Origin of the sequence: Streptococcus azizii, assembly GCF_001984715.1 — a bacterium.
GTDB lineage: Bacteria > Bacillota > Bacilli > Lactobacillales > Streptococcaceae > Streptococcus > Streptococcus azizii.
This window is the reverse complement of record NZ_MSPR01000017.1, coordinates 1-21,988: the sequence shown is the minus strand read 5'-3', so window position 1 is coordinate 21,988 and position 21,988 is coordinate 1. Positions and strand designations below refer to the sequence as shown.

Sequence of the window (21,988 nt, the reverse complement as noted above, 5' to 3'; positions counted from 1 at the left end):
TGCAGCTCGTTGCCTAGTACTAAAAGTAAACTAAACAACTATATAAGGAAATGAGCGGTGCTACTCTCATTTCTAACCTTTCACAATCCTGAGTTGTGAAAGCTCGTCTACTTTTGATTTTTATTGAGTATAAATGAAAAGCGCAGTTTACACAATGAACCACGCTTTCATATTTGAAGATTTTAGGATACATCACACACTGTGCCGCCTCGCTTTCTTATTGACAGGCTCGGGATAAAATAGCACACTGTGCTATTTTATTCCGCCTTATCAATATCTTCGCGCACTTCTTTAGCATTAAATTTAGCAAACAGAAACTGGCGATCCTGCACTGGAAAGCGTTGATCTAGCTGGTCAACTGCTCCTACTTCAACAAAGCCTTGACAGATGACATAATCCATCACATGACCACCAAAACGATGATCATCTGAAATAAAATGGAGATGATAGCCGGCGACACTCACCCCATGGAAAATCTCTGGCGTCCAGATACCAACAATGGTCCCTGAAATATCCTCTGCTACATATTCTGGCTGATGAGTCGCAACCTCTGCAAACTTCACATCTGATGTAGATTTTGGAATCATGCGAACGTGCATTTTTGAAAAATGACCGTGAATTTTAATCGAGCGAAACAGATTTTCACCATCGTAGTAAGACTCAATTCGCGCTTGCAACTCCTGATCGGTCATTTCAAAGCGTTGCTTGAAAATCACCTCTGCCTGGTGAAAAATCACTGCCGCATAAGGCACCTTGACATCATGCGACACTTCCACCACCTCGGGCTTATCACCAGACCCCTTGGCTTGGTAGGCTTTCCCATCCAGTACAATCAATTCTCCATCAATCGAATCAAGCGTTCCTAGGCCCAAATCGCCATGTTCTAACAACTCACCGACTGTCAGAGAGCCACCGTACAGGCCTGCCATCAAGGCACCGAGTGTATTATACTGAAATAACTTATTTGCTTCCATTGCTTATCCTTGATTATAAAATTCTTGCATGAGAAGATCATCTGGTACTAATTCCAGATACCGTTTTGCCAAGTCTTTTGCCTCTTGCATATCACCTAGCTGCCGCAGTAACTCGATATAATCGACTAAGAACTCCGGATTCTCAGCCAAGTCTTGTCGGATTTGTTCAAAAAGAGCCTGCGCTTCCTCATCGTGTTCCAAGGCCTGATAGGCTCGGGCAATATTCCAAATGGCTAAAACATGGTCCACTTCTTCCGAATAAAGACTGATGGCTTCCTCATAGCGTTCCTGTTCTAAATAGAGATTACTGAGGCGCAGCACAATCTCATTTTCGTCCTCGCTATCCCTCTTGGCTTGCAGGAGATAGGCTTCTGCTGCTGTCACATCATGATCCTCATAGGCATATTGAGATGCCAACAATAGCAAGGCTGGGTCGTATTCGTTTTTGTTCAGCCCTTTTGCTAGCATGTCACGCGCTTCCGTCAACTGATGTTCTCCATGAAGAGCCTGGGCATAGGCATACTCATAGCCTTCAAATTCTGGGTTTAGCGCATCTAGTTGTTTGAAATAAAGAGCTGATTTCTGATACAGCCCCTGATCTAACAACAAGGTCGCTAGTTCAAAAACGGTCTGATCATCGTAGACCAGCTCGACAGATTTTTCCAAAAATTCAATAGCCACCTCAAATTTTCCAAGGCTGGCGTAGGCAAGCCCAATTCGTTGATAAATAGACACACCTGTCCATTCTTGGATTTCTTGATGATCTAGCTGGGCATAGTAGCGGATGGCTTCCTTGTACTCCTGCAATTCTAAATCCAGTTCGGCTAAACCAAACACAATCACCGGGCTGTCACTCAAGCGACTAGCTTCTAAGAGCTTTTCTCTTGCGACATCTGTCAGTCCTTCTGACTGATACAAATCCGCCTTTACAACCAAGGCCTCCAGATAGGCTGGACTGTCTGGGGCAATCATCTCTAGGTAGCCAAAGGCTTCCTCAACTGAACCATCCTCATTAGCAATCTGGGCTAGTTGAATAGCCAACTCAGGGTAGCCCTCCAGTAAGCGGAGATAGATCTCCTTGGCCTGCGGTAAAAAGCCAATACTTTCCAGATAGGCTGCCAATTCCAATAAGACCTCATCAGAATCACTCTCTAAGGCTTGCTGAAAATAGCTCATGGCTTTTTGTAAATCTTGTTGCTCTAAGTAGAACAACATTTTTTCACTATTTTTCATCTACTCCCTCAATCACTTCATCATCTAGCTCATACAAGCCACTATACTCCTTATACCATTCAAAAATAGCTTTTAAGACTACCTTGATAGAGGCATAAATCGGAATACCAAGGAGGACACCGATGACGCCGAACATTTGTCCAGTAGTCAGAAGAACAAAGAGAATGGTAATAGGATGAATATTCAAGGAACTACCGATAATCAAAGGAGTCACAAACCGTCCCTCAATCGTCTGCTCGACCGCAAAGACAAGGACTACTTTCAGCAGCATAAATGGTCCAGCGATAGCGCCCAGAATAAGGGCAGGAATCATGGCAAGAAAGGACCCAAGATAAGGAATCAGGTTCAAGAAACCAGCTACAATCCCCAAGGTAATCGGGTAGCTAAGCCCAATCACTGAAAACATAATCGAAAACATCACAGCTACGATGACCGCAACCGTTACTTGCCCACGGACATAGTTGGACAGTTGACTATTGACATCCGTGAGGACATCACCGATTGAAGAGCGCCATTTGGTTGGTAGATACTGAGTAACATGCGCTTTTAAATATTGCCCATCACGCAGGAGATAAAAGAGGATAAAGGGCATAATCAAGACGGCTACCACTACCTGAGAGGTCGCACTGATCAATTCTTTGGCCCAGTCAACTGCACTTGAGGATAACTTTTGAGCAAAGGAAATAATTTGACTATTGACATTATCCAAGGCTTCTAAAGCTGTTGGACGAAACTGCTCAAATCGCTCATCCTGTAAAAGGGCGGTTACCTGTAGCTCGATTTGCTGGATGTAACTTGGAAGATTGCGGGCAAAGCTAACCACCTGCTGTTGAATACTTGGAATGGCGACCGCTAATCCCCAAACTAGAAGAAAGGCAATCACAACAAACAAAATAGCAATCGCAACAGTTCGTGACACTTTGCATTTTTCTAGCACATCCACTATTGGATTGAGTAGATAGTACAGCAAGCCTGTCAGTAGCATAGGTAGGAGGATAATCTCAAAGAAACTGGCAATCGGAGCAAAGATAAAGCTAATTTTAGTCAACACCAATAGGGTTAACATGACCAAGAGTGTCACAAGAAAAAATGTGACTGCTTGGTTATCAACAAACCATTTGAAAAACCAAGACCTATAAAACTTTTGCTTTTTGTCGTCCATGTAAAACCTCTTCTTGTATTTTTTTCTATTATACCATGTATCCTTGATTTTCGGGTTGTAGAAATCAGCGGAAACAGACTTCCTCTTTAAAATATGATATAATCGTAAACATAAGACAATGGGAGGAATGTATGATGACACTTTATTTTGGAACCTATACTCGTAGAACTTCTGAAGGAATCTATGCCGCAGACTTCAATAAGGAGACAGGAGAGCTCAGCAATCGTCGTTTGGTAGTTGCTGAACCCAATCCAACCTACCTTGCCTTTGCAGCTGACGGAGTGCTTTATTCAGTAGGGGCTGTTGACAATCAAGGAGGGCTGGTTGCCTTCTCCCCAGAGTTTGATGTCATCAACCACGCAGTCACAGACGGTGCCCCTCACTGCTACGTGGCTGTTGACGAAGAGCGCGGTCTTGTCTACGGCGCCAACTACCACAAGGGGCAGGTCTTAGTCTACAAACGTTTGGAAAATGGTGGTCTAGAGCTAGTCGACTCCCAACAACATGAAGGCTCAGGTCCCCATGAAAATCAGGCTAGCCCGCATGTCCATTTTGCAGATTTGACACCCGACCAATACCTCATTACCTGTGATTTAGGAACAGATGAAGTCGTGACCTATCGGGTATCCGACCAAGGAAAGCTGACCCTGCTCGCTCGCTATCACGCAACCCCGGGTGCTGGACCACGTCACATCATTTTCCACCCGACCGCAAAGATTGCCTATCTCATCTGCGAGTTAAATTCGACTATTGAGGTACTCATTTACGATGGCTTAGGAGAATTTGAACTCATGCAAACCATCTCTACTCTGCCCGATGACTACACCGGCTTTAATGGCACAGCGGCCATTCGGCTATCCAGCGATGGGAAGTTCCTCTACAGTTCAAACCGTGGACACGATTCGATTGCTGTTTACAAGGTCTTAGGCGATGCCAGCCTTGACTTACTTGAAATCGTACCAAGTCTCGGCAAGACCCCTCGCGACTTCATTCTCAGCCCTGATAATCGTTTCCTAATCGTAGCCCATCAAGATTCAGACAATATCAGCGTCTTTAGCCGCGACGAAGAAACTGGCAAACTCACCAACCTATCTGCTGACTTCATCGTCCCAGAAGCTGTCTGTGTCACATTTGCATAAAACAAATCCCCTACAAGAATCCCTCGATACTCGTAAAACATCACTAGCAGGCTGGGACAATTCGTAGCTGAACACGACCAAAACTATTTAACAGAAATCACAAACAAGGAATAGACTAGCAAATGACAGTCTATTCCTTGTTTGCTATTGTTGCTATAGTATTGACAAGAGATAAAGCCCATTGTCACACCGCGGATTTACACTCCCCACTAACAACCAAACTCCGATGTCCTCCACTCACCTTGCTGAGTTGACCAAGTATCCTTTTGATGCTATTGAGTATTCATTGAGGGATCTCCTATCATTTGCGCTGACCATAATGATGACGGTAATAACCTCTGCTGTATCCTGCGGTTCGCAAAAAGACCCCTACCTCTTTTTTGAAATAGGGGGCTTAAACAATCAAGCTTATTTTTTTCTTTCTATGATTGCAGTTATCATGTTTACCATGTCCTCAGGTGTATCGACATCAATCAAGGAAACCTTATGATTTCCTGCATGGGCTGTTGAATCAAACGCTAAAATCGGTTTGTCAAGCTGCGTTACCTTCTCTAAAATACCGTCAACTTGGCCACCATGGTTAATATCCAGATAGACATCCATCTGTTCCAAGAGCTTCTCTAAACTATAATCTTGATACACTAGAGGGTATAACTGACAGTTTGGATAACGGTTGAAAGACAAAAGATAAGGTGACATCAGACTACCCGCAGCGATATGAAAATCCACCTGGGGCATTGCTTCAAGAAGGTAGCCCAAGTGTTCAATACGATCAGAAGCTGTCAAAATAAAGGCATGATGCTGGGCTTGATGTCTGGTTTTCATGACGAGACCCCCTCCGCTATAGACCACTGTATTATCGGGAATGTCCTTGGTAACCACTGTACCTGCACCGATGATGACATTTGATCCAATAGTCACCCCTTTAGTGATAACGCAATTAGCACCGATCCAAGAATTTTTTCCAATATGCACAGGTGCTTTGGTAGAAGATAACCGACCGATATGGTAATTGCTAAAAGTATGATCAAAATCATAAATCCGTACACCATCACCAATCATGGTATTATCACCAATAACAATCTCCTGAAAGCAACGAATCGTTGAATGGTCATTGATATAGGTATTGTCCCCCATGCTCAAATAGGCCCCATTATTTACCTCTAGACTGACAAAACTGCGGACTTGCACATTCTGCCCAATCTCAAGTCTCCCAGATGGTGAAAGTTGAAAATGATAATAATCTCCAAGGCACTTTATACCGCTCTGCTCTGCTCTGCTCTGCTCTGCTCTGCTCTGCTCTGCTCTGCTCTGCTCTGCTCTGCTCTGCTCTGCTCTGCTCTGCTCTGCTCTGCTCTGCTCTGCTCTGCTCTGCTCTGCTCTGCTCATGGTAACCTATCTCACTTTCTTTGTCTAGTCATAACTGCGCATTTTCCTCTTAAATAAAGATTATCAGGTAATATAGTATGTTTAGTTTACTTTTAGTACTTGCTCCACTAGTCTGGGAGATTGAAACAGTTCAGTGAACTGTTTCAATCTCCCAGAAACTAGAAAGTGACCACAGAAGTTCGGTGAACTGTTTCAGCCTGAGCCTAGAAATTTGAGAGCGAAGTGGGCAAGGTTGGTGATGAAACGAAGTAACTCGTGTCAATAGCTGCAGGTTGCTTCAACAGTCCAATGACTGTTGAAGGTTGGAAATAGGGAAACGGAGTTTCTAACGACCACTTTTTTAATGAAAGGTGGTAGGCTGAAAACCTCCACTGGAGCTTTTCACTCATCAAGATACGAGGGCGTAAAACAACTCCTAGACAAAATAGGAAATACGACGAAGAAGTCTCTGCTTCTAGGAGTATTTATCTTTTTGTCAGCGAGTTGTAGCTCGAGTTCAATTCACTGAGACTCTTGGCGAAGTATCCTTTTGATTCTTCTCAGCTTTAGCCAATTACAGCTGTGGCTACCTTTAGGTATAAACTAAATGACTATAAATGAAAATCTAAATGATTCTGATTATCTTTTACCGTGCAATAAACGGGCTATCCAAAAGGAGAGGAATATTCCTTTGAGTCTCTTACCCTTACAACTACCGCAACTGTTTAAAGGTTTTAGTTATAGAATACCACTTCTCATCAAAAAGACCGCTTGGTCGCTTGAAGAATTTCGGTATCTTCCTGACTAATGCTTTATCTTGACAGTTCTATTATAGCATGTTTCTATAAAAAATGTATCCATGTCCTATTTTTTATCTTAATTTTACGAATAAAGAATGAATAAGTAGAGCTCCTTAGTCTCTGTCGTACTTTACTACAACAAAGCAGATAATACTACGGAAATACACTGATATTATAATTATGATTTAAAAACTAACATCTGGTCTATTTTAAATCATAAAAATCCATTTGTTGCATTTCAAACAATTATTCTAACTTATCACTCCCATTATTACAATCCTCAAAATACCAGATTAGGATATTCGTACACACTACTTCCATTCAGATATTATTCTTTTATAATACTCATTTAATCTTAGTAACTCTAGTCCTAACTCATCATCAAAATTCCATGAATCTATTATTATCCTAGGATATGTCGGAAAAAATGGGACTCTTGTATCACAAGATTCCATCATCAACTGTATTTCAGACGCTATTAAATCTATTTCAGCTCCATTCTTAATTCCTTTTTTGGGTAATAATTTTAAAATGAGATTTGCTGCTTGTTTTTCAAACATTTCTATATTTATCCTCATATGGTTAGTTACAACAGATTTTTCTATTTTGTCTCTAATTCCCTAGTAACAATATCTAAAAGGAAATCACCAAAACTATCATATACTAATTCATAATCATTTCTATTTGGTGTAAATGATACAATCATAGGTTCTCCATTTAAATTTAACCGATTATAATCAAAGCAAAATAGTTCTCCATTGCCTAATACATGGATTATTACCAAGTGCTCAGGAAAATCTATATCTTTCCTTTCTAAAAGAGTCAACCACACTGAATCAGGAACCCCAGAGTTTGAAAAATCTTCTCTAAAAACACCATAAATCTCTGAAGAACCAAAATTACCAGCTCCAAAATTACTAACAAAATCACGATAATCTTTTGGATATATCACCCCCAATGTTCTTTCTGCTAACTCTATAATATAATTAGGACATTTACCAAAATAATCTATCACATCTATATTCTCTATAATCAGTAACTTTGCCTTTTCGTAATTATTCATCTTATTCTTCCCTCTAACTCAATATTACGGAATGAAATTATTTGCTCTATTCTTCCAATAATTACCTCGCCATTTACCAAATTCACCATGATTAATTCCTACCGTATTAATGCGAACGGTACTATAATTATTATTTAGATGGGCGGGGAGCTAGGCAAGAGAGGACGGAAAACGATTGAGTCACCTCCAACGTTTTCAACGTCCTCGATGACTAGCTCAATCGCCTACAGCACCACGGAATATCATTTTGCTTCTGCTAACACTAGACAAAATAGAAGCTATTCATTGAACTCTAATTTCAAATTTAATATCTTCTAAGCTAATCTGATTTATATCTAGTTCATCTCCTGCCGCATTATACACTTCAAATTCAGCAATAAAACTATTAACAACGTGAAGCAAGAATTCAATAGGAATACCACTAGGTTGATAAGCCTGCATAATTAGTGGTACACGTTCACCAAACGGATAAGGGGTAGATGATTCTGTCCTTAATATCAAAGAATAATTTGAAAAATTGATTTCTTCATCTATTATAACAGCTGTTGATACTTGTTTCTTCAAAATATCCTTTCCTAAAAAATTTACATCAAGCATTAAATTAAGCCATTTCTGCTCTATAGTATTGAAATTTCTCATCAGCATTTCTTTCTACTAACCTTAATATATTGAGATATAATAAATTAAAATCTCGTATGCCTTACACTGCTCTTTAATCGTCATAAAAATAACTGCCTGGTTTAGAAAAAGTATTGTATCTAATATCCTCTAGCAAAATACTATTTGGACTAATTGATTTCCCACTAGTAGAATAGACTTCTAACTCATCAATAAAACCATCAACAACATGTAGAAGAAAATCAATACTATCCCCATCAGGTTGAAAAACTAACATCTGTGCAGGAATTCTCTCCTCGTACGGAAATATAAGCTTTGATGTTGTTTTCAATTTTAAAGAGATAATCGGCTCCAAAATTTCAGCAACAACTACAGCATCCTCTAGTTGTGTAGCAATAATTTCTTTTCCTTCAAAAAAGGAATCTAGTAATAATTTAAACCATTTCAGTTCTAGCTGATTTAATTTTCTAAACATAGTAAATTCTCCTTCTATTTTGAAACAGGATAGAATGTCCCAACATTTATTAGATTATTATCTAATGCCTTAGCTTTGTATCTAAATATTGTACCGTCTATGACAATATCCTTCACTCTATACTCTCCAACTTTTAGAGGATTACTAGTAAGATCATCCGCAATAGCTTTACTAACATCTGCTATCGTATATCTTGTTCCTTCTAAATGCCTTCCTCCATGACCGAAATTGATTGTCTTATCTCCAATCTTTATGGTTGAGGTTATCCCTCCACCTCCTTTAGGAGGTGTATATCCTTTCGATACATCATCCACTGCCTCTGCAACTTTCAGAGAATCTTTGGTGTCATCCACCGCATCCACAGCTTTTAGGGCTTTAGAGGCATCACTGACATCATCAACTGTATCAATAACTTTTCCAGCTTTGAGTCCTGCCTTTCCTAACTTCCCTAATTTGGCAATCGGAATCACGTAAGTCGCCACATCAAGAGTTAGACCTAAGCCTGCCCACCAGCGGTTAGCTTTTTCGCCTGTGACAGGGTCTTTCCCTGTCCAAAGACGCTTGGCATTATATAAGCCTGATAGTTCCCCACCAAGTATCTTAAGGGCATTAACTGTCGCATTCCACTTCCATTGATGATCTGCTAGTATCTGTTCATTTGTTCGGTTATCTCTCCTAGTTCCATCACTAGCATTCGGCTGATAGCGAGAACTTGGACCACCTGTGCCTTCCCAGCTGGCAACTCCGCCACCTCCAAAGCTGATAGGTTTAGGAGACTTACCCTTATCCTTCGCCTTGGTCGTTTTCGGATTGCAAACATGACGTATCGTTTCCTCTAAGGATTTGCTCCAGTTACGATCAATATTCTGGGCTTCTCGCGTTTTAGATGTACCCCAATTATGGGTAGATAAACCAGACACTCTTGCCTCTTGCCAGCGATTGAGCACTGTTCGCTGAGGGTGATAAGTATTTCCAGTCACCCATTGATAGCTGGAATAACTCTGATTCCTTACAAATCGTGGACCACTCTGCCTTGAGGGATGTCCCGAACTCGAACTCTTGCCACCAGAAACAAACGATGTCAGCTTATCCCACGAACGGCTCGCCAAATTCTGACCCGCATTCCATAGATTCCCTACAAAGCTCTCCGTCTTATGATAAAGACTCTTAGCACCATTCCACAGATTATTTCCGAGTTTCTTCGCGCCATTCCATAACTGCTGAAGTGGATTCCACATATGCCCGCTTGGGTCAGTATAGTTGACTGGGTTGTTCTGCACATAGGCATAGCGGTTCTGACTAAGCGGATTGCTTCGGCTACCAGAGTAGGAATCCTCAGTCAAGAACGTTCCTGCCTGACTATCATAATACCTCGCCCGTAGGTAGTCCAGTCCTGTACCATCTCTAGCCTCCCCATTGTAGGCATACGGGTTGCCTGTTTCGTCTGTACTGTCCTTAGTGGAACCGTATAGTTGGTACTTGCTGGACGCTACCGCTTGTCCGTCCTTGGTCAAGCCTGTCACAGACCCTGCTTGGTTGGTCAGGTACTGATAGGTATCCCCTATTCCATGGTTATGATAGGAACTTCTACCTTGTCCATAGGTGTAGGTTTCACGGGCTTTTAGTTCCCGGTCATAGGTCTGGAGAACCTCGGTGTGCTGGCGGTTGACGTCATTGACATAATTGCGCTCTTCATAGTAGTGGAAGCTATCTTCCCGTGTGGTGTAAGGAATCAGAACCTCTTTGACTTCGCTGGTATAGGTCACCTCTCCCTCACCCGGGAGGTTTCCTAGGTCGGGTGGATTGACCACCAAGCCCTCCTCGTTGGCTCGGTCTTTGGCCACCTTCTTATGGTAGGCAGTGGAGACATCGTCAAACATCGCATGCCAGATAGTCCCAATGGTCTGAGGGAGACTGGATAAGGCTTGTAAGACATTCTGGCTAAAGCCATACCAGAAGAGGCTATGTGCCTCCCCATTTGGAGCGGTATGCGGTGATTTCTTCTTCTCTTCTCGCTTGAAGAGCTGATAGCTGTGCTTGCCTTCCTTACGGCTGGCGGTAAAGACCCGGTTATCATCCCCATCATACAATGCCGCAAACAAGAGGCCTGCCTTGTCCTTGACAGCTAATAGACGGTTTTCCGTATCGTAGATATAGTCTAGCTTCTCATCATTCTTCTGAGACGAAATCCGGTTGCCGTTCTTGTCGTAGGTATAGGTCGTTGTGCAGTCCTTGGTCTCGAGCTGGGTCAAGTGGTTGTGTCGTCTTAGGCAAATCTGCTTCTTCCCTGTTGTACTTTGCCATGACCAGCTAAGCAATTTTCGTGGTGATGTCAAAAACACCTATGGAGAGTATCTCCATAGGTGGGCAGGGAGCTAGGCGAGAGAGGACGGAAAACGATAAAACAGTCTCCAGCGTTTTCAACGTCCTCGATGACTAGCTCAATCGCCTACAGCACCACGGGTCATAGCTCTATGAATAATTTCGTTACTAGAATAAATCAAATACACTACAATATATAAGCTACTTTTACATTATTCATAATATCAATAATATTACCTACCTCTAGATCAATATCCTACTCCGATTGGTTGATACAAACAATTAAAACATAGCTTATTATTTATATAATCACTCTTTCAACAGGTTGTAGTTAACTAACAATTAGTAATTTACTTGTATCAGACTTTATTCTCGGAAAGTATTATAAACTCTCGAGTAATTTCTGCTGCAACACCAGTAATAGTAGAAACAGCATACAGACCTAGTAATCGTGGCTCCGAATCTAATAAATCTCCAGATGCAGTACAAAATAAATTTCCCCTCGGATGAATTTTATAAAAACCATAATCTAATTCCTCTTCATCATGAGTAAGCGGAATGTTCCCAAGAGTATGAAAATATCCTTTTTCCCAGTAAGCATTATCTACTATCATCGGGTTACCAAGCATAGTATGATAATCAATACTAAAATCATCTAAATTTAAATGTTTAGTTTTCTGATTAAAGAGAATGATAACATTCTTATGATTAAAGAACTTACTTGTCTTAGATTCTATGTTAGCCTCTAAAACTCTACCAAAAAAATATTTGTTTTTTTGAGGAGAAAATACAAATATGTCACCTACCATAGGATTTTTACTACAAGGACTAATGATGCTGAATTGATACTCATTTGAACTTTTCTCTTCAAAATCTTTTAACTTTTTTTGAATTTCTTTTGGCAGACTATTAACTTTTATATCACGTCGTTGTTTAAATAAATTAACAAATGTCATTCTTTACTCCTATCTATTTTTTTGTGCCCAGTTCATAGCATCATTGTAATATTTATTTTTAGAACTGATACTATTGATTCTATTTAGTTGATTAGAATTTCCGATGGGGTTATCTAATAAATTTTGTTCCATAGCTCTTGCTTGATTTCTCGTTAAATCTTCATAAATAGGCTCTAAATAATCTATGTCTTTTCCTGAACGAACGTGTTGACCTAAACGTGAATCTAATGGTTGTTTTGTAATACCCGTATAAACAGGTTCTCCGTTTTTTATGCCTAGATATACTGTATTATCTGCGTTTCCTTTATTCAACCAATTTTCAAAACCAGGAGTGTTTGATTTTAAATTACCATTTTGGGGCTTACTAGTATTAACCTCCGCCTTAGGGGCTTTCTTAGAAGAGACACTACCTGCTCCATTGCTGACGAGGTTATAGGCAAAATTCATGGCTACTGTTTGACCAGTAATCTGATTGCCTGTTGCGACATCAAGACCTGTGTCAATAGCTGTTTCAATACCTGCTTCGATACCAGCCTTGGCTATGTGACGAACTGTCTGATTCCCAATATTCTGGGTGATACTCGTCGCAATACCTGAGCCTGCTCCCATCACTGAGCCACCCACTAAACCAGTAATCGCGCCTAAGCCTGCTCCTTTTCCAATCGCTCCTGCTAATGCCCAACCACGTTTGCCAGAGCTGTAGGCATCGTATCCAGATATGATAGCCCCTGAGGCAGCTCCTCCAATCGCCATAGCGATTGAGGCTCCCAATCCGCCTGTTGCTACCGTGAGGGCGACACCCACACCAATAGCACCTGCTGTAACAGCTACCTTCTTCCAGTCAATCTTCTTGACAGCTTTCACAATTTGCTTGCCGACTCGCTTGGCTGTCGTACACACATGTCTCAAGGTCTTGGCAAGGGCAGCACCCCAGTTCCGAAGGAGGTTTCTAGCCTCTCGACTCTTAGGCGTTCCCTTGATACCCGTTGCTTGGGCATATTCATGGCGAACAGCTTGGAGTTGTTGAGCTTGAACCTGCGCCTGCATCTGCTGGTACTGGGCTTGGGCATAGCTACTTGCACTATGATAGACCTGTTGGCCTGCCTGGTACACCCCGTTCACTTGATTGCCAAACCAGTTTGTGGCTGTGTTCCAAACATTCCCTACAAATTCCTTAGTCGCATTCCAAGCATTCCCTACAAAGGTCTTAGTCGCATTCCAGGCATTCCCTACAAATTCCTTGGTTGCATTCCAGGCATTGCCTGCTGCTCTCTTCACACCATTCCAAGCGTTGCTTGCCGCCCTCTTAATGCTCTTCCAGAAGTGTCCACTCGGGTCGGTGTAGTTGACTGGGTTGTTGTGGACATAACTGTAGCGATTCTGACTGAGTGGGTCATCTAGCTCACCTTGGTAGCTATCCTCGGTCAAGAACGTTCCTGCCTGGCTATCATAGTACCTTGCTCTGAGATAATCCATTCCTGTACTATCTCTGGCCTCACCATTGTAGACATACGGGTCGCCTGTCTCGTCTGTGCTAGACTGGGTAGCTCCATAGAGTTGGTACTTGCTGGACGCAACGGATTGCCCGTCCTTGGTCAAGCCAGTAACGCTACCTCTTTGTGTCGTCAATAGGTACTGATACGTATCCCCTGTCCCATGGTTGTGGTAGGACACTCTGCCATGACCGTAGGTAGAGGTCTAAAAAACTTGATTATATTCCAACAGTTCCATTATAGCACATTTTTAACAATATTTTTTATTTATATCCTATTTTTTATCTTGTTTTTCAAATAATTAGGTAGGAATAGATTGCTTATTTCTTATGACAAACTATATAGTCCTCGTGGTGATGTCAAAAACACCTATGGAGAGAAACTCCATAGGTGGGCGGGGAGCGGACGGAAAACGATAGAACAGCCTCCAGCGTTTTCAACGTCCTCGATGACTAGATCAAGCGCCTACAGCACCACGGAAACACAACTATATTATTTCTCCTACAATGGTGACATTGACAGCTACAGCTACTATTGCTAGAAAAATTAATATGATTTCAAAAAATTAGAAATTTCATCATGCAACTGAATTTTATTGTTTAAAAATTCATGACTATCTTTATCTAACAAATCAATATTTAAGTGCCTATATCCATCCAAAAGTTCCATGACTAAATATAGTGTATCATAGCTCACATTAAATAATTTTTCTTTTTCAGACAAGTTAGGTTGCTCACTATTCATTGCAACAGCTTGTTCCTGTATTACCTTCAGCTCTATTAACAATTTTCTTTGTGCTTCTGTCATATAAACCTACTTTCTATATTTACCATTATTAAGGTAATCATAGAGTTGCTTTACATCTTTTGAGCCTGGAGAAGTAACGCTTCCATTAGATGTTTTAGAACCAACACCCCCATAAATATCACCTGTAGGACTTACATTTCTTTGTGGTTGATGTACATGAGGTGATAATCCTGCATGTGAGTCACTACCAAATCTCTTGAATTGTCCACCAACCATTCCATTGTTAGAGTTAAAATCCGCAGAATCTGTATGCAATTTTACTTCGACATCTATAGGAACATTATTTTTAAGATATCCTTCAAATGTTCTTTCTCCAGGTTGAGGTTTATAACCTCTACTATGTAAAGAGTAACTAGAATCAACGATTGTGCCTGATGCTGAGGAAACAGATTGTTGTTTAGGAGCTGATTCAGGCAACGCCAATGGTTTATCTGCCGGACCAGGCAATGCTAATTGCTGAACAGGAGTCATATCCTTGTGTGATTTCGTGACTGGCACATCTCCAGCTTTCGGTTTGTTAGTGTTGACATCTGCCTTGGCACCCTTAGCTCCTCGTACAGAAACACCTTCTGATACCGCATTGATGGCAAGACTAGTTGCTATGCTACTCAGGGTAATCTTCCCCCCTGTGACGCATCCACGATGGTATCAACCGCATAACGGGCTACTGGACCACTGACGGATGTAGTTGCTACTCCGAAACCTCCAAGGAGACCACCTGTTAAAGCTCCTGACTTGACTCCACTGACAGCTCCATTCCAAGTGTTGCTAAGAATATCTTGTGGCTTGTCGCCCGAAAGAACGCTGGTAGCGAATCCACTAACTGCTCCTCCTGCAGCTCCGGCAGTTGCTTCTATCTGTGAGAAAGTTCTTCTAACCCAACTAGTAAAGCTTCATGTATAATATTGACAGATTCTTTTTGATTAAGTTTATTTTTCAAAATATCAACAACATCTTTTAATTTACCATCAATCAAGATTGTTATTCCCTCAACCGTATCACCTGTAGCTTCATTTTCAAATTCTTCAATAAGCATTGATATTTTATCCATTATTATTCCTTTCAAATATGTTTACCCCATTACACATCCAAAATCTCTGAGATTCTGGAATTAAATCCCCAAAATTACAAAACATCCCTATCCAACCTACAGGCACATAGTTTTCAAATGATTCAGATTCAGAATATTGACTATACAAACTTTTGTTATCAAAATCTATAAATAAACTAGGTTGAAAATCATAATACCAAGAATTATCTAATTCATCTACTGATTCTAACAAATAGAATTGTAAGTCTGTGGAACTAACCTCGAACTCTACCATCTGATCAAGAAAATTTTTAGCATTCTCTTTCACAAGAATCTTAGTATTTCTTCTCTTTGAATCAAATGAAATATCTTCTATGTTGTATCCATAACTTACTAGATTAGATTCTAGAATTGTATAATCTAAAATCCATAGCTCTCTATCTGAGACATACCAAGAAAATTTACCATTATATTTTACACCACAAATAATTTCAGTTGGAAAATTGATTACACTAACCATCATCAATTCCCCTTCACTACTCTAGCATTTACAGCGTATTCTTCAATCCATTCAACCCAAGGCGCTGGAAATTCAATTGAACGACCAGGAGTTGTTATATCTGTTACCTTTGGAGCCATTCCACCCTGATTATTAGGATTTATTTTGTAAGCAGTTTGAGGGACTGTGTACTCTTTTCTAAAATCATCCATCCATTTAGGGACTTCAAATTCAACAATCTCTCCACCTGGTCGTTTGTTCTGTAAATAGTATGCGGAATGCTCGCCATTATCAATACTGATATTTAAATCTTTGTCATGTTTAGAAATTGAAATAGTTCCATCTGAATTTACATTAATACGTGGTTGACTTGTAGCCGTACCTTTACCACCACCTTGAACACGTCTATAAGTGACATATTCATCAGTATTAGCTTTCGTAACAGGAACATCTCCAGCCTTCGGTTTAGTCGTATTAACCTCCGCCTTAGGGGCTTTCTTAGGAGAGACACTGCCTGCTCCATTGCTGACGAGGTTATAGGCAAAATTCATGGCTACTGTTTGACCAGTAATCTGATTGCCTGTTGCGACATCAAGACCTGTGTCAATAGCTGTTTCAATACCTGCTTCGATACCAGCCTTGGCTATGTGACGAACTGTCTGATTCCCAATATTCTGGGTGATACTCGTCGCAATACCTGAGCCTGCTCCCATCACTGAGCCACCCACTAAACCAGTAATCGCGCCTAAGCCTGCTCCTTTTCCAATCGCTCCTGCTAATGCCCAACCACGTTTGCCAGAGCTGTAGGCATCGTATCCAGATATGATAGCCCCTGAGGCAGCTCCTCCAATCGCCATAGCGATTGAGGCTCCCAATCCGCCTGTTGCTACCGTGAGGGCGACACCCACACCAATAGCACCTGCTGTAACAGCTACCTTCTTCCAGTCAATCTTCTTGACAGCTTTCACAATTTGCTTGCCGACTCGCTTGGCTGTCGTACACACATGTCTCAAGGTCTTGGCAAGGGCAGCACCCCAGTTCCGAAGGAGGTTTCTAGCCTCTCGACTCTTAGGCGTTCCCTTGATACCCGTTGCTTGGGCATATTCATGGCGAACAGCTTGGAGTTGTTGAGCTTGAACCTGTGCCTGCATCTGCTGGTACTGGGCTTGGGCATAGCTACTTGCACTATGATAGACCTGTTGGCCTGCCTGATACACCCCGTTCACTTGATTGCCAAACCAGTTTGTGGCTGTGTTCCAAGCATTCCCTACAAAGGTCTTAGTCGCATTCCAAGCATTCCCTACAAATTCCTTGGTCGCATTCCAAGCATTCCCTACAAAGGTCTTAGTCGCATTCCAGGCATTCCCTACAAAGGTCTTGGTCGCATTCCAGGCATTGCCTGCTGCTCTCTTCACACCATTCCAAGCGTTGCTTGCCACCCTCTTAATGCTCTTCCAGAAGTGTCCACTCGGGTCGGTGTAGTTGACTGGGTTGTTGTGGACATAACTGTAGCGGTTCTGACTGAGCGGGTCATCTAGTTCACCTTGGTAACTGTCCTCAGTCAAGAACGTTCCTGCCTGGCTATCATAGTACCTTGCCCGCAGGTAATCCAGCCCTGTACCATCTCTAGCCTCCCCATTGTAGGCATACGGGTTGCCTGTCTCGTCTGTGCTGTCCTTAGTGGAACCGTATAGTTGGTACTTGCTGGACGCAACGGCTTGTCCATCCTTAGTCAAGCCTGTCACAGACCCTGCTTGGTTGGTTAGGTACTGATAGGTATCCCCTGTCCCATGGTTGTGGTAGGAACTTCTACCCTGTCCATAGGTATAGGTCTCACGAGCTTTTAGCTCTCGGTCGTAGGTCTGGAGAACCTCGGTGTGCTTACGGTTGACGTCATTGACATAGTTGCGCTCCTCATAGTAGTGGAAGCTATCTTCTCGTGTAGTGTAAGGAATCAGAACCTCTTTCACTTCGCTCGCATAGGTCACTTCTCCCTCACCCGGGAGGTTTCCTAGGTCTGGTGGATTGACCACCAAGCCCTCACTATTGGCCCTGTCTTTGGCCACCTTCTTGTGGTAGGCAGTAGAGACATCGTCAAACATCTCATGCCAGATAGTCCCAATGGTCTGAGGGAGACTGGATAAGGCTTGTAAGACATTCTGGCTAAAGCCATACCAGAAGAGGCTATGTGCCTCCCCATTTGGAGCGGTATGCGGTGATTTCTTCTTCTCTTCTCGCTTGAAGAGTCGATAGCTGTGCTTCCCTTCCTTACGGCTGGCGGTAAAGACCCGGTTGTCATCCCCATCATACAATGCCGCAAACAAGAGGCCTGCCTTGTCCTTGACAGCTAATAGACGGTTTTCCGTATCGTAGATATAGTCTAGCTTCTCATCATTCTTCTGAGAGGAAATCCGGTTGCCGTTCTTGTCATAAGTGTAGCTACTAGTACCGTCCTTATTCTCCAACTTGATGAGACGGTTGTGGTCATCGTAGGTGAAGCGGGTCGTCTCTTCCTTGCCCTCAATGGTTTCTGTGCTGGTCAGCTTGTTGCCAGCTAGATCATAGGTGTAGGTGAGGCTGGAGAGTTCCTTGCCCGCCTTGTCAGACACGGTCATAGTCTCGACCTGCCCTAAACTGTCATAGGTGTAGGCTTGGATAAGGGTTTCCCCATCTTGAGTGATGGTCTCCTTGGTGATGTAGTCACCGTCGTCATACTCATAGGCATAGCTCGCTATCAGCTTGTCCTTCTGGTCGCGGTGGACCATTTCCGTCACCCGATGTCCCCTGTCATAGGTGAGGAAACTCTTGGTTCCGTCCCCACGGGTGACCTGGGTCATGTCGCCAGCCTCATTGTAACGGTAGGTCGTTTTCTTCCCGTCCTTATCCGTCACAGAGGTCAAGCGGTCCAAGTCGTCATAGGTGTAGGAGACGCTACTGCCATCTGGGTAGGTCAGCTGGCTAATATTGCCAAAGTCATCATAGCTGTAGGTGATGACACTGCCGTCTCCTTGACGGACACCAGTCACTTCTCCTTCTTCATTGGTCTCATACTGGGTCGTCCCTGTCAGGTCGCTCATAGACACCCTGCGGCCATCCGCATCATAAGCATAGAGGACCTGACCGTCTTCTTTCTTGGAGTAATCGACAGTGAGCAGTTGGTCCAACTGGTTGTAGTCATAGCGGATGGTCTCGCCATCGGCCTTGGTGACCTTCTCTAGCTGGTTGTTAAGGTTGTAACGATAGGTCTCCTTATCGCCGAGGGCTGTCATCTTCTCTACGACATTGGAGAGTTGGTCATAGGTATAAGTCGTAACCTTGCCATTGCCATTAGTGATAGAGGTGACATTGCCCACACTGTCATAGGTGTAGGTAGCCGTCGAAGCCTTGTCTCCTGACCCTTGGGTGGCTGAAAGCAACTGGTCTTTTCCGTCATAAGTGTAGGTCTTAACACGCTCACGACCAGCAGTCACACTGGTCAGGTTGCCATTGCCATCATAGGTCATGGAGGCCTCTCCACCCGCTTCATTCATGACCTTGGTCACATGGTTGTCATGGTCATAGCTGTAGAGGGTCAACTGGCCTGCCGTATCACTCTCACTGGTCATGCGGTTGAGGCTATCATAGGTCCGCTTGGTCACCTGCCCCAGGGGATTGGTCTCCTCTAAGAGGTTCCCATTGGGGTCATAGGTATAGCTGGTCTCCCGCTTGTCATTGATGGTCCGCTTGGTCACCTGGCCGACAGGGTCATAAGTCATTTCTGCCTTGCGCCCCCTTGGACTGGTGATGGTCTTGAGCTGGTCCAACCTCGTATAGTCCATGCTGGTCTTGGCACCACTTGGTGTGGTGATAGAGGCAAGGTTCCCCGCTTCATCGTAGCTATAGGTGGTCGCAAGGTCAAGGGCATTCTTAGCAGTTAAGAGACGGCCGACCTTATCATAGGTGTAGCGGTTGCGTCTATCAGACTGGTCCACTTCCTCGGTCAGGTTCCCCGCCACATCATAAGTATAGCTCTTAGCGAGACCTTGCGGACCGGTTTGTGTAGACAAGCGACCAAGACCGTCATAAGCATAGGTATACTCCGCTTCATTGGGTAGGGTCCGCTTGGTCGGTCGACCGTAGAGGTCGTTGACATAGCTGGTGCTATGCCCATTGGCGTCTGTCTCCTTGGCGAGACTGCCGGTGCTATCATAAGCATAGCTGGTCTCTCCTCCTGTTGGGCGTTTGACGCTGGCTAGGCGGTTCATCGGGTCGTAGGTATAGGTCGTGGTATGGCCTTCCCCTGTCGTTTCGCTGAGGCGATTCCCTACCCCGTCATAGGTAAAGGTCTGCTTGGCTCCCGTTGGGGCAAGGGTCTCTACTACACGCCCCAATGGGTCATAGGTGAAGGTTGTCGCTTGGCCGTTTGGGTCAGTATAGAGAACTAGGTTCTTATTAGCATCGTAGCCATACTGGCTTTCCTGCCCCTTGGCATCGATCACCTTAGACAGGTTGCCTAGGACATCATACTCATAGGTGGAACGATTGCCGTCTGCGTCTGTCTCGGTCACCACTCGGTTCAAGGCATCATAGGTGTAAGCCGTCTCCCGCTTGAGGTGGTCGACGGTCTTGGTCAAGTTGCCATTCTCGTCATAGTGGTAGGTCTTGGTCTTGCCCTCTTGGTCGGTCGATGTCGCGACATGGCCCATGACATCATAGGTGAAGGTCTCGCTGGTGCCGTCCGCATAGGTGACCTTGGTCAGCTGGTTGTCACTGTCATAGCTGTAGGTCGTGACTTCTCCTAGGCTATTGGTCAAGGTCAGGCGGTTGCCAGCCTGGTCATAGCTGTAGGACTCGTTCAGGTCTTGGTTATCCTTCTTGGTCACCACACGACCCGCCGCATCATAGGTATACTCGGTGATAAGACCGCTAGAAGTGGTCTGCTTGATGAGACGGTCTAGAACATCGTACTCTTGGGTAAGGGTCCTGCCATCTGGCAAGGTGACTTCTTTTAGTTGAGCGGTCTCGGTATAGCTCATCTTGGTCACGTTACCGTTGGCATCGGTCTGCTCAATCGGATAGCCTAGCTCATTATACACATAGGTCGTTTTCCCACCCAAGGCATCCACTATCTCTGTCGGCTGCTCCATCTGGTTGTAAGAGGTGGTGGTGGTGTTTCCCAAACCGTCAGTGATGCTGGCAATTTGGTTTTGACCGGTATAGGTGCTGGTTGCGGTATAGCCTGCCGCATCCGTGACACTATGTTGGTTCCCGTTTTTGTCATAGCTATAGCTGGTCCGCTGCCCCAGGGCATTGGTGGTCGCAAGGAGGCGACCAGCTGGGCTATACTCATAGGTGGTTTCCCGACCCAAGGCGTCGATCATAGACAAGATGTTCCCCATAGTATCCAAGGTGTAGGACACACTGCTGCCATCTGGGTAGGTAATAGAGGTCACATTACCAGACTTGTCATAGGCATAGCGGGTGGTCTTGTCTCCCTTGGTCTCGGTCAGCTTGTTTCCGACTGCGTCATAGGTGTAGGAGACCGTCTGACCGGCTTCATCGGTATAAGAAAGAACACGCCCCATCCCATCATAGGTGGTCTGAGTGGTCGTACCGATTGGATAGGTCACTTCCAGCAACTGACCAGAAGTATCATAGGTATTTTCCGTAACTTGATGAAGAGCGTCCGTCACGGTCTGGATGGCATTGTGCCGGTCATCATAGGTCAGGCGATTGGCATGACCTGCTTCATTGGTCCGAGTGAGAACACGCCCCAAGGCGTCGCGCTCATAGGTAACCGTTTTTCCGAGGGCATCGGTCTCTGTCAAGAGGCGGCTACGGCTGTCGTAGCTATAAGTCGTGGTGTGGCCTTCCGCATCGGTCAGTGATACTTGATTGCCCACCCCGTCATAGCTGTAGCTGTAGGTCCCTCCCTCACCATTAGAAGCGCTGATTTTCCGTCCAAGGCCATCGTAGGTGAAGGTGGTGGTATTCCCATTTCCTTCTGTCACCCCAGTCACTTGACCGGCTGGGTCAAAGGTATGGGTCCTTCCAACACCATCGGCATCTA

17 protein-coding genes are annotated in these 21,988 nt (G+C 43.8%); 1 reads left to right on the top strand and 16 read right to left on the bottom strand.

Annotated features, from left to right (window positions below; genetic code table 11):
• Positions 1-257: 257 nt before the first annotated feature.
• From budA to BVE84_RS08315, 3 genes are read right to left on the bottom strand one after another with little or no spacing between them, the layout of a single operon-like run.
• A complete protein-coding gene (budA, locus tag BVE84_RS08325) occupies positions 258-974 on the bottom strand; it encodes an acetolactate decarboxylase (RefSeq protein WP_076996577.1) in 717 nt (238 codons plus the stop codon).
• Between the two features lie 3 nt (positions 975-977).
• Complete coding sequence (locus BVE84_RS08320; RefSeq protein WP_076996576.1) at positions 978-2,207, bottom strand: tetratricopeptide repeat protein; 1,230 nt, start codon at positions 2,205-2,207, stop codon at positions 978-980.
• Positions 2,197-3,369, bottom strand: a complete 1,173-nt coding sequence (locus tag BVE84_RS08315; RefSeq protein ID WP_076996575.1) for an AI-2E family transporter — start codon at positions 3,367-3,369, stop codon at positions 2,197-2,199. Before BVE84_RS08315 ends, BVE84_RS08320 begins: the two co-directional genes overlap by 11 nt.
• Before the next feature lie 134 nt (positions 3,370-3,503).
• Between BVE84_RS08315 and BVE84_RS08310 the strand changes: the two genes are divergently transcribed.
• The gene (locus BVE84_RS08310; RefSeq protein WP_076996595.1) at positions 3,504-4,508 is read left to right on the top strand and encodes a lactonase family protein; all 1,005 of its coding nucleotides are present in this window, start codon (positions 3,504-3,506) and stop codon (positions 4,506-4,508) included.
• Between the two features lie 408 nt (positions 4,509-4,916).
• Here BVE84_RS08310 and BVE84_RS08305 read toward each other — a convergent pair whose 3' ends face one another.
• From BVE84_RS08305 to BVE84_RS08245, 13 genes are all read right to left on the bottom strand, one after another.
• The gene (locus BVE84_RS08305) at positions 4,917-5,897 is read right to left on the bottom strand and encodes a DapH/DapD/GlmU-related protein (protein ID WP_083717938.1); all 981 of its coding nucleotides are present in this window, start codon (positions 5,895-5,897) and stop codon (positions 4,917-4,919) included.
• A 1,090-nt stretch (positions 5,898-6,987) separates the two neighbouring features.
• Entirely contained in the window at positions 6,988-7,236 is a 249-nt protein-coding gene (locus tag BVE84_RS08300) for a hypothetical protein (protein WP_077064003.1), read from the bottom strand.
• A 41-nt stretch (positions 7,237-7,277) separates the two neighbouring features.
• Positions 7,278-7,739: an SMI1/KNR4 family protein gene (locus BVE84_RS08295; protein WP_076996573.1), complete on the bottom strand. Its 462-nt coding sequence runs from the start codon at positions 7,737-7,739 to the stop codon at positions 7,278-7,280.
• A 282-nt stretch (positions 7,740-8,021) separates the two neighbouring features.
• Complete coding sequence (locus BVE84_RS08290; protein WP_135017510.1) at positions 8,022-8,384, bottom strand: hypothetical protein; 363 nt, start codon at positions 8,382-8,384, stop codon at positions 8,022-8,024.
• Positions 8,385-8,451: 67 nt separating this feature from the next.
• Positions 8,452-8,832, bottom strand: coding sequence for a hypothetical protein (locus BVE84_RS08285; protein WP_076996571.1), 381 nt, complete (start codon positions 8,830-8,832; stop codon positions 8,452-8,454).
• A 14-nt stretch (positions 8,833-8,846) separates the two neighbouring features.
• Positions 8,847-11,168: an RHS repeat-associated core domain-containing protein gene (locus BVE84_RS10765; RefSeq protein WP_228062238.1), complete on the bottom strand. Its 2,322-nt coding sequence runs from the start codon at positions 11,166-11,168 to the stop codon at positions 8,847-8,849.
• A 345-nt stretch (positions 11,169-11,513) separates the two neighbouring features.
• Complete coding sequence (locus tag BVE84_RS08275; RefSeq protein WP_076996569.1) at positions 11,514-12,110, bottom strand: immunity 26/phosphotriesterase HocA family protein; 597 nt, start codon at positions 12,108-12,110, stop codon at positions 11,514-11,516.
• Between the two features lie 9 nt (positions 12,111-12,119).
• The gene (locus tag BVE84_RS08270; RefSeq protein ID WP_083708346.1) at positions 12,120-13,784 is read right to left on the bottom strand and encodes an RHS repeat-associated core domain-containing protein; all 1,665 of its coding nucleotides are present in this window, start codon (positions 13,782-13,784) and stop codon (positions 12,120-12,122) included.
• 365 nt (positions 13,785-14,149) lie between these two features.
• Positions 14,150-14,410 (bottom strand): hypothetical protein, encoded by a 261-nt coding sequence (locus tag BVE84_RS08265; RefSeq protein ID WP_076996567.1) that lies wholly within the window; start codon positions 14,408-14,410, stop codon positions 14,150-14,152.
• 6 nt (positions 14,411-14,416) lie between these two features.
• Complete coding sequence (locus tag BVE84_RS08260; protein WP_135017511.1) at positions 14,417-14,908, bottom strand: hypothetical protein; 492 nt, start codon at positions 14,906-14,908, stop codon at positions 14,417-14,419.
• 355 nt (positions 14,909-15,263) lie between these two features.
• Complete coding sequence (locus BVE84_RS08255) at positions 15,264-15,461, bottom strand: hypothetical protein (protein ID WP_076996565.1); 198 nt, start codon at positions 15,459-15,461, stop codon at positions 15,264-15,266.
• Positions 15,454-15,963, bottom strand: a complete 510-nt coding sequence (locus BVE84_RS08250) for a hypothetical protein (protein WP_076996564.1) — start codon at positions 15,961-15,963, stop codon at positions 15,454-15,456. Before BVE84_RS08250 ends, BVE84_RS08255 begins: the two co-directional genes overlap by 8 nt.
• Positions 15,963-21,988, bottom strand: a 6,026-nt coding sequence (locus BVE84_RS08245; RefSeq protein ID WP_279625870.1) for an RHS repeat-associated core domain-containing protein, incomplete at its 5' end; no start/stop codon positions are given. The genes BVE84_RS08250 and BVE84_RS08245, both read right to left, overlap by 1 nt.

Coding starts and splice junctions, on each gene's coding strand:
- budA (WP_076996577.1), bottom strand. CDS start 974: ATGGAAGCAAATAAGTTATTTCAGTATAATACACTCGGTGCCTTGATG.
- BVE84_RS08320 (WP_076996576.1), bottom strand. CDS start 2,207: ATGAAAAATAGTGAAAAAATGTTGTTCTACTTAGAGCAACAAGATTTA.
- BVE84_RS08315 (WP_076996575.1), bottom strand. CDS start 3,369: ATGGACGACAAAAAGCAAAAGTTTTATAGGTCTTGGTTTTTCAAATGG.
- BVE84_RS08310 (WP_076996595.1), top strand. CDS start 3,504: ATGACACTTTATTTTGGAACCTATACTCGTAGAACTTCTGAAGGAATC.
- BVE84_RS08305 (WP_083717938.1), bottom strand. CDS start 5,897: ATGAGCAGAGCAGAGCAGAGCAGAGCAGAGCAGAGCAGAGCAGAGCAG.
- BVE84_RS08300 (WP_077064003.1), bottom strand. CDS start 7,236: ATGTTTGAAAAACAAGCAGCAAATCTCATTTTAAAATTATTACCCAAA.
- BVE84_RS08295 (WP_076996573.1), bottom strand. CDS start 7,739: ATGAATAATTACGAAAAGGCAAAGTTACTGATTATAGAGAATATAGAT.
- BVE84_RS08290 (WP_135017510.1), bottom strand. CDS start 8,384: ATGCTGATGAGAAATTTCAATACTATAGAGCAGAAATGGCTTAATTTA.
- BVE84_RS08285 (WP_076996571.1), bottom strand. CDS start 8,832: ATGTTTAGAAAATTAAATCAGCTAGAACTGAAATGGTTTAAATTATTA.
- BVE84_RS08275 (WP_076996569.1), bottom strand. CDS start 12,110: ATGACATTTGTTAATTTATTTAAACAACGACGTGATATAAAAGTTAAT.
- BVE84_RS08265 (WP_076996567.1), bottom strand. CDS start 14,410: ATGACAGAAGCACAAAGAAAATTGTTAATAGAGCTGAAGGTAATACAG.
- BVE84_RS08255 (WP_076996565.1), bottom strand. CDS start 15,461: ATGGATAAAATATCAATGCTTATTGAAGAATTTGAAAATGAAGCTACA.
- BVE84_RS08250 (WP_076996564.1), bottom strand. CDS start 15,963: ATGATGGTTAGTGTAATCAATTTTCCAACTGAAATTATTTGTGGTGTA.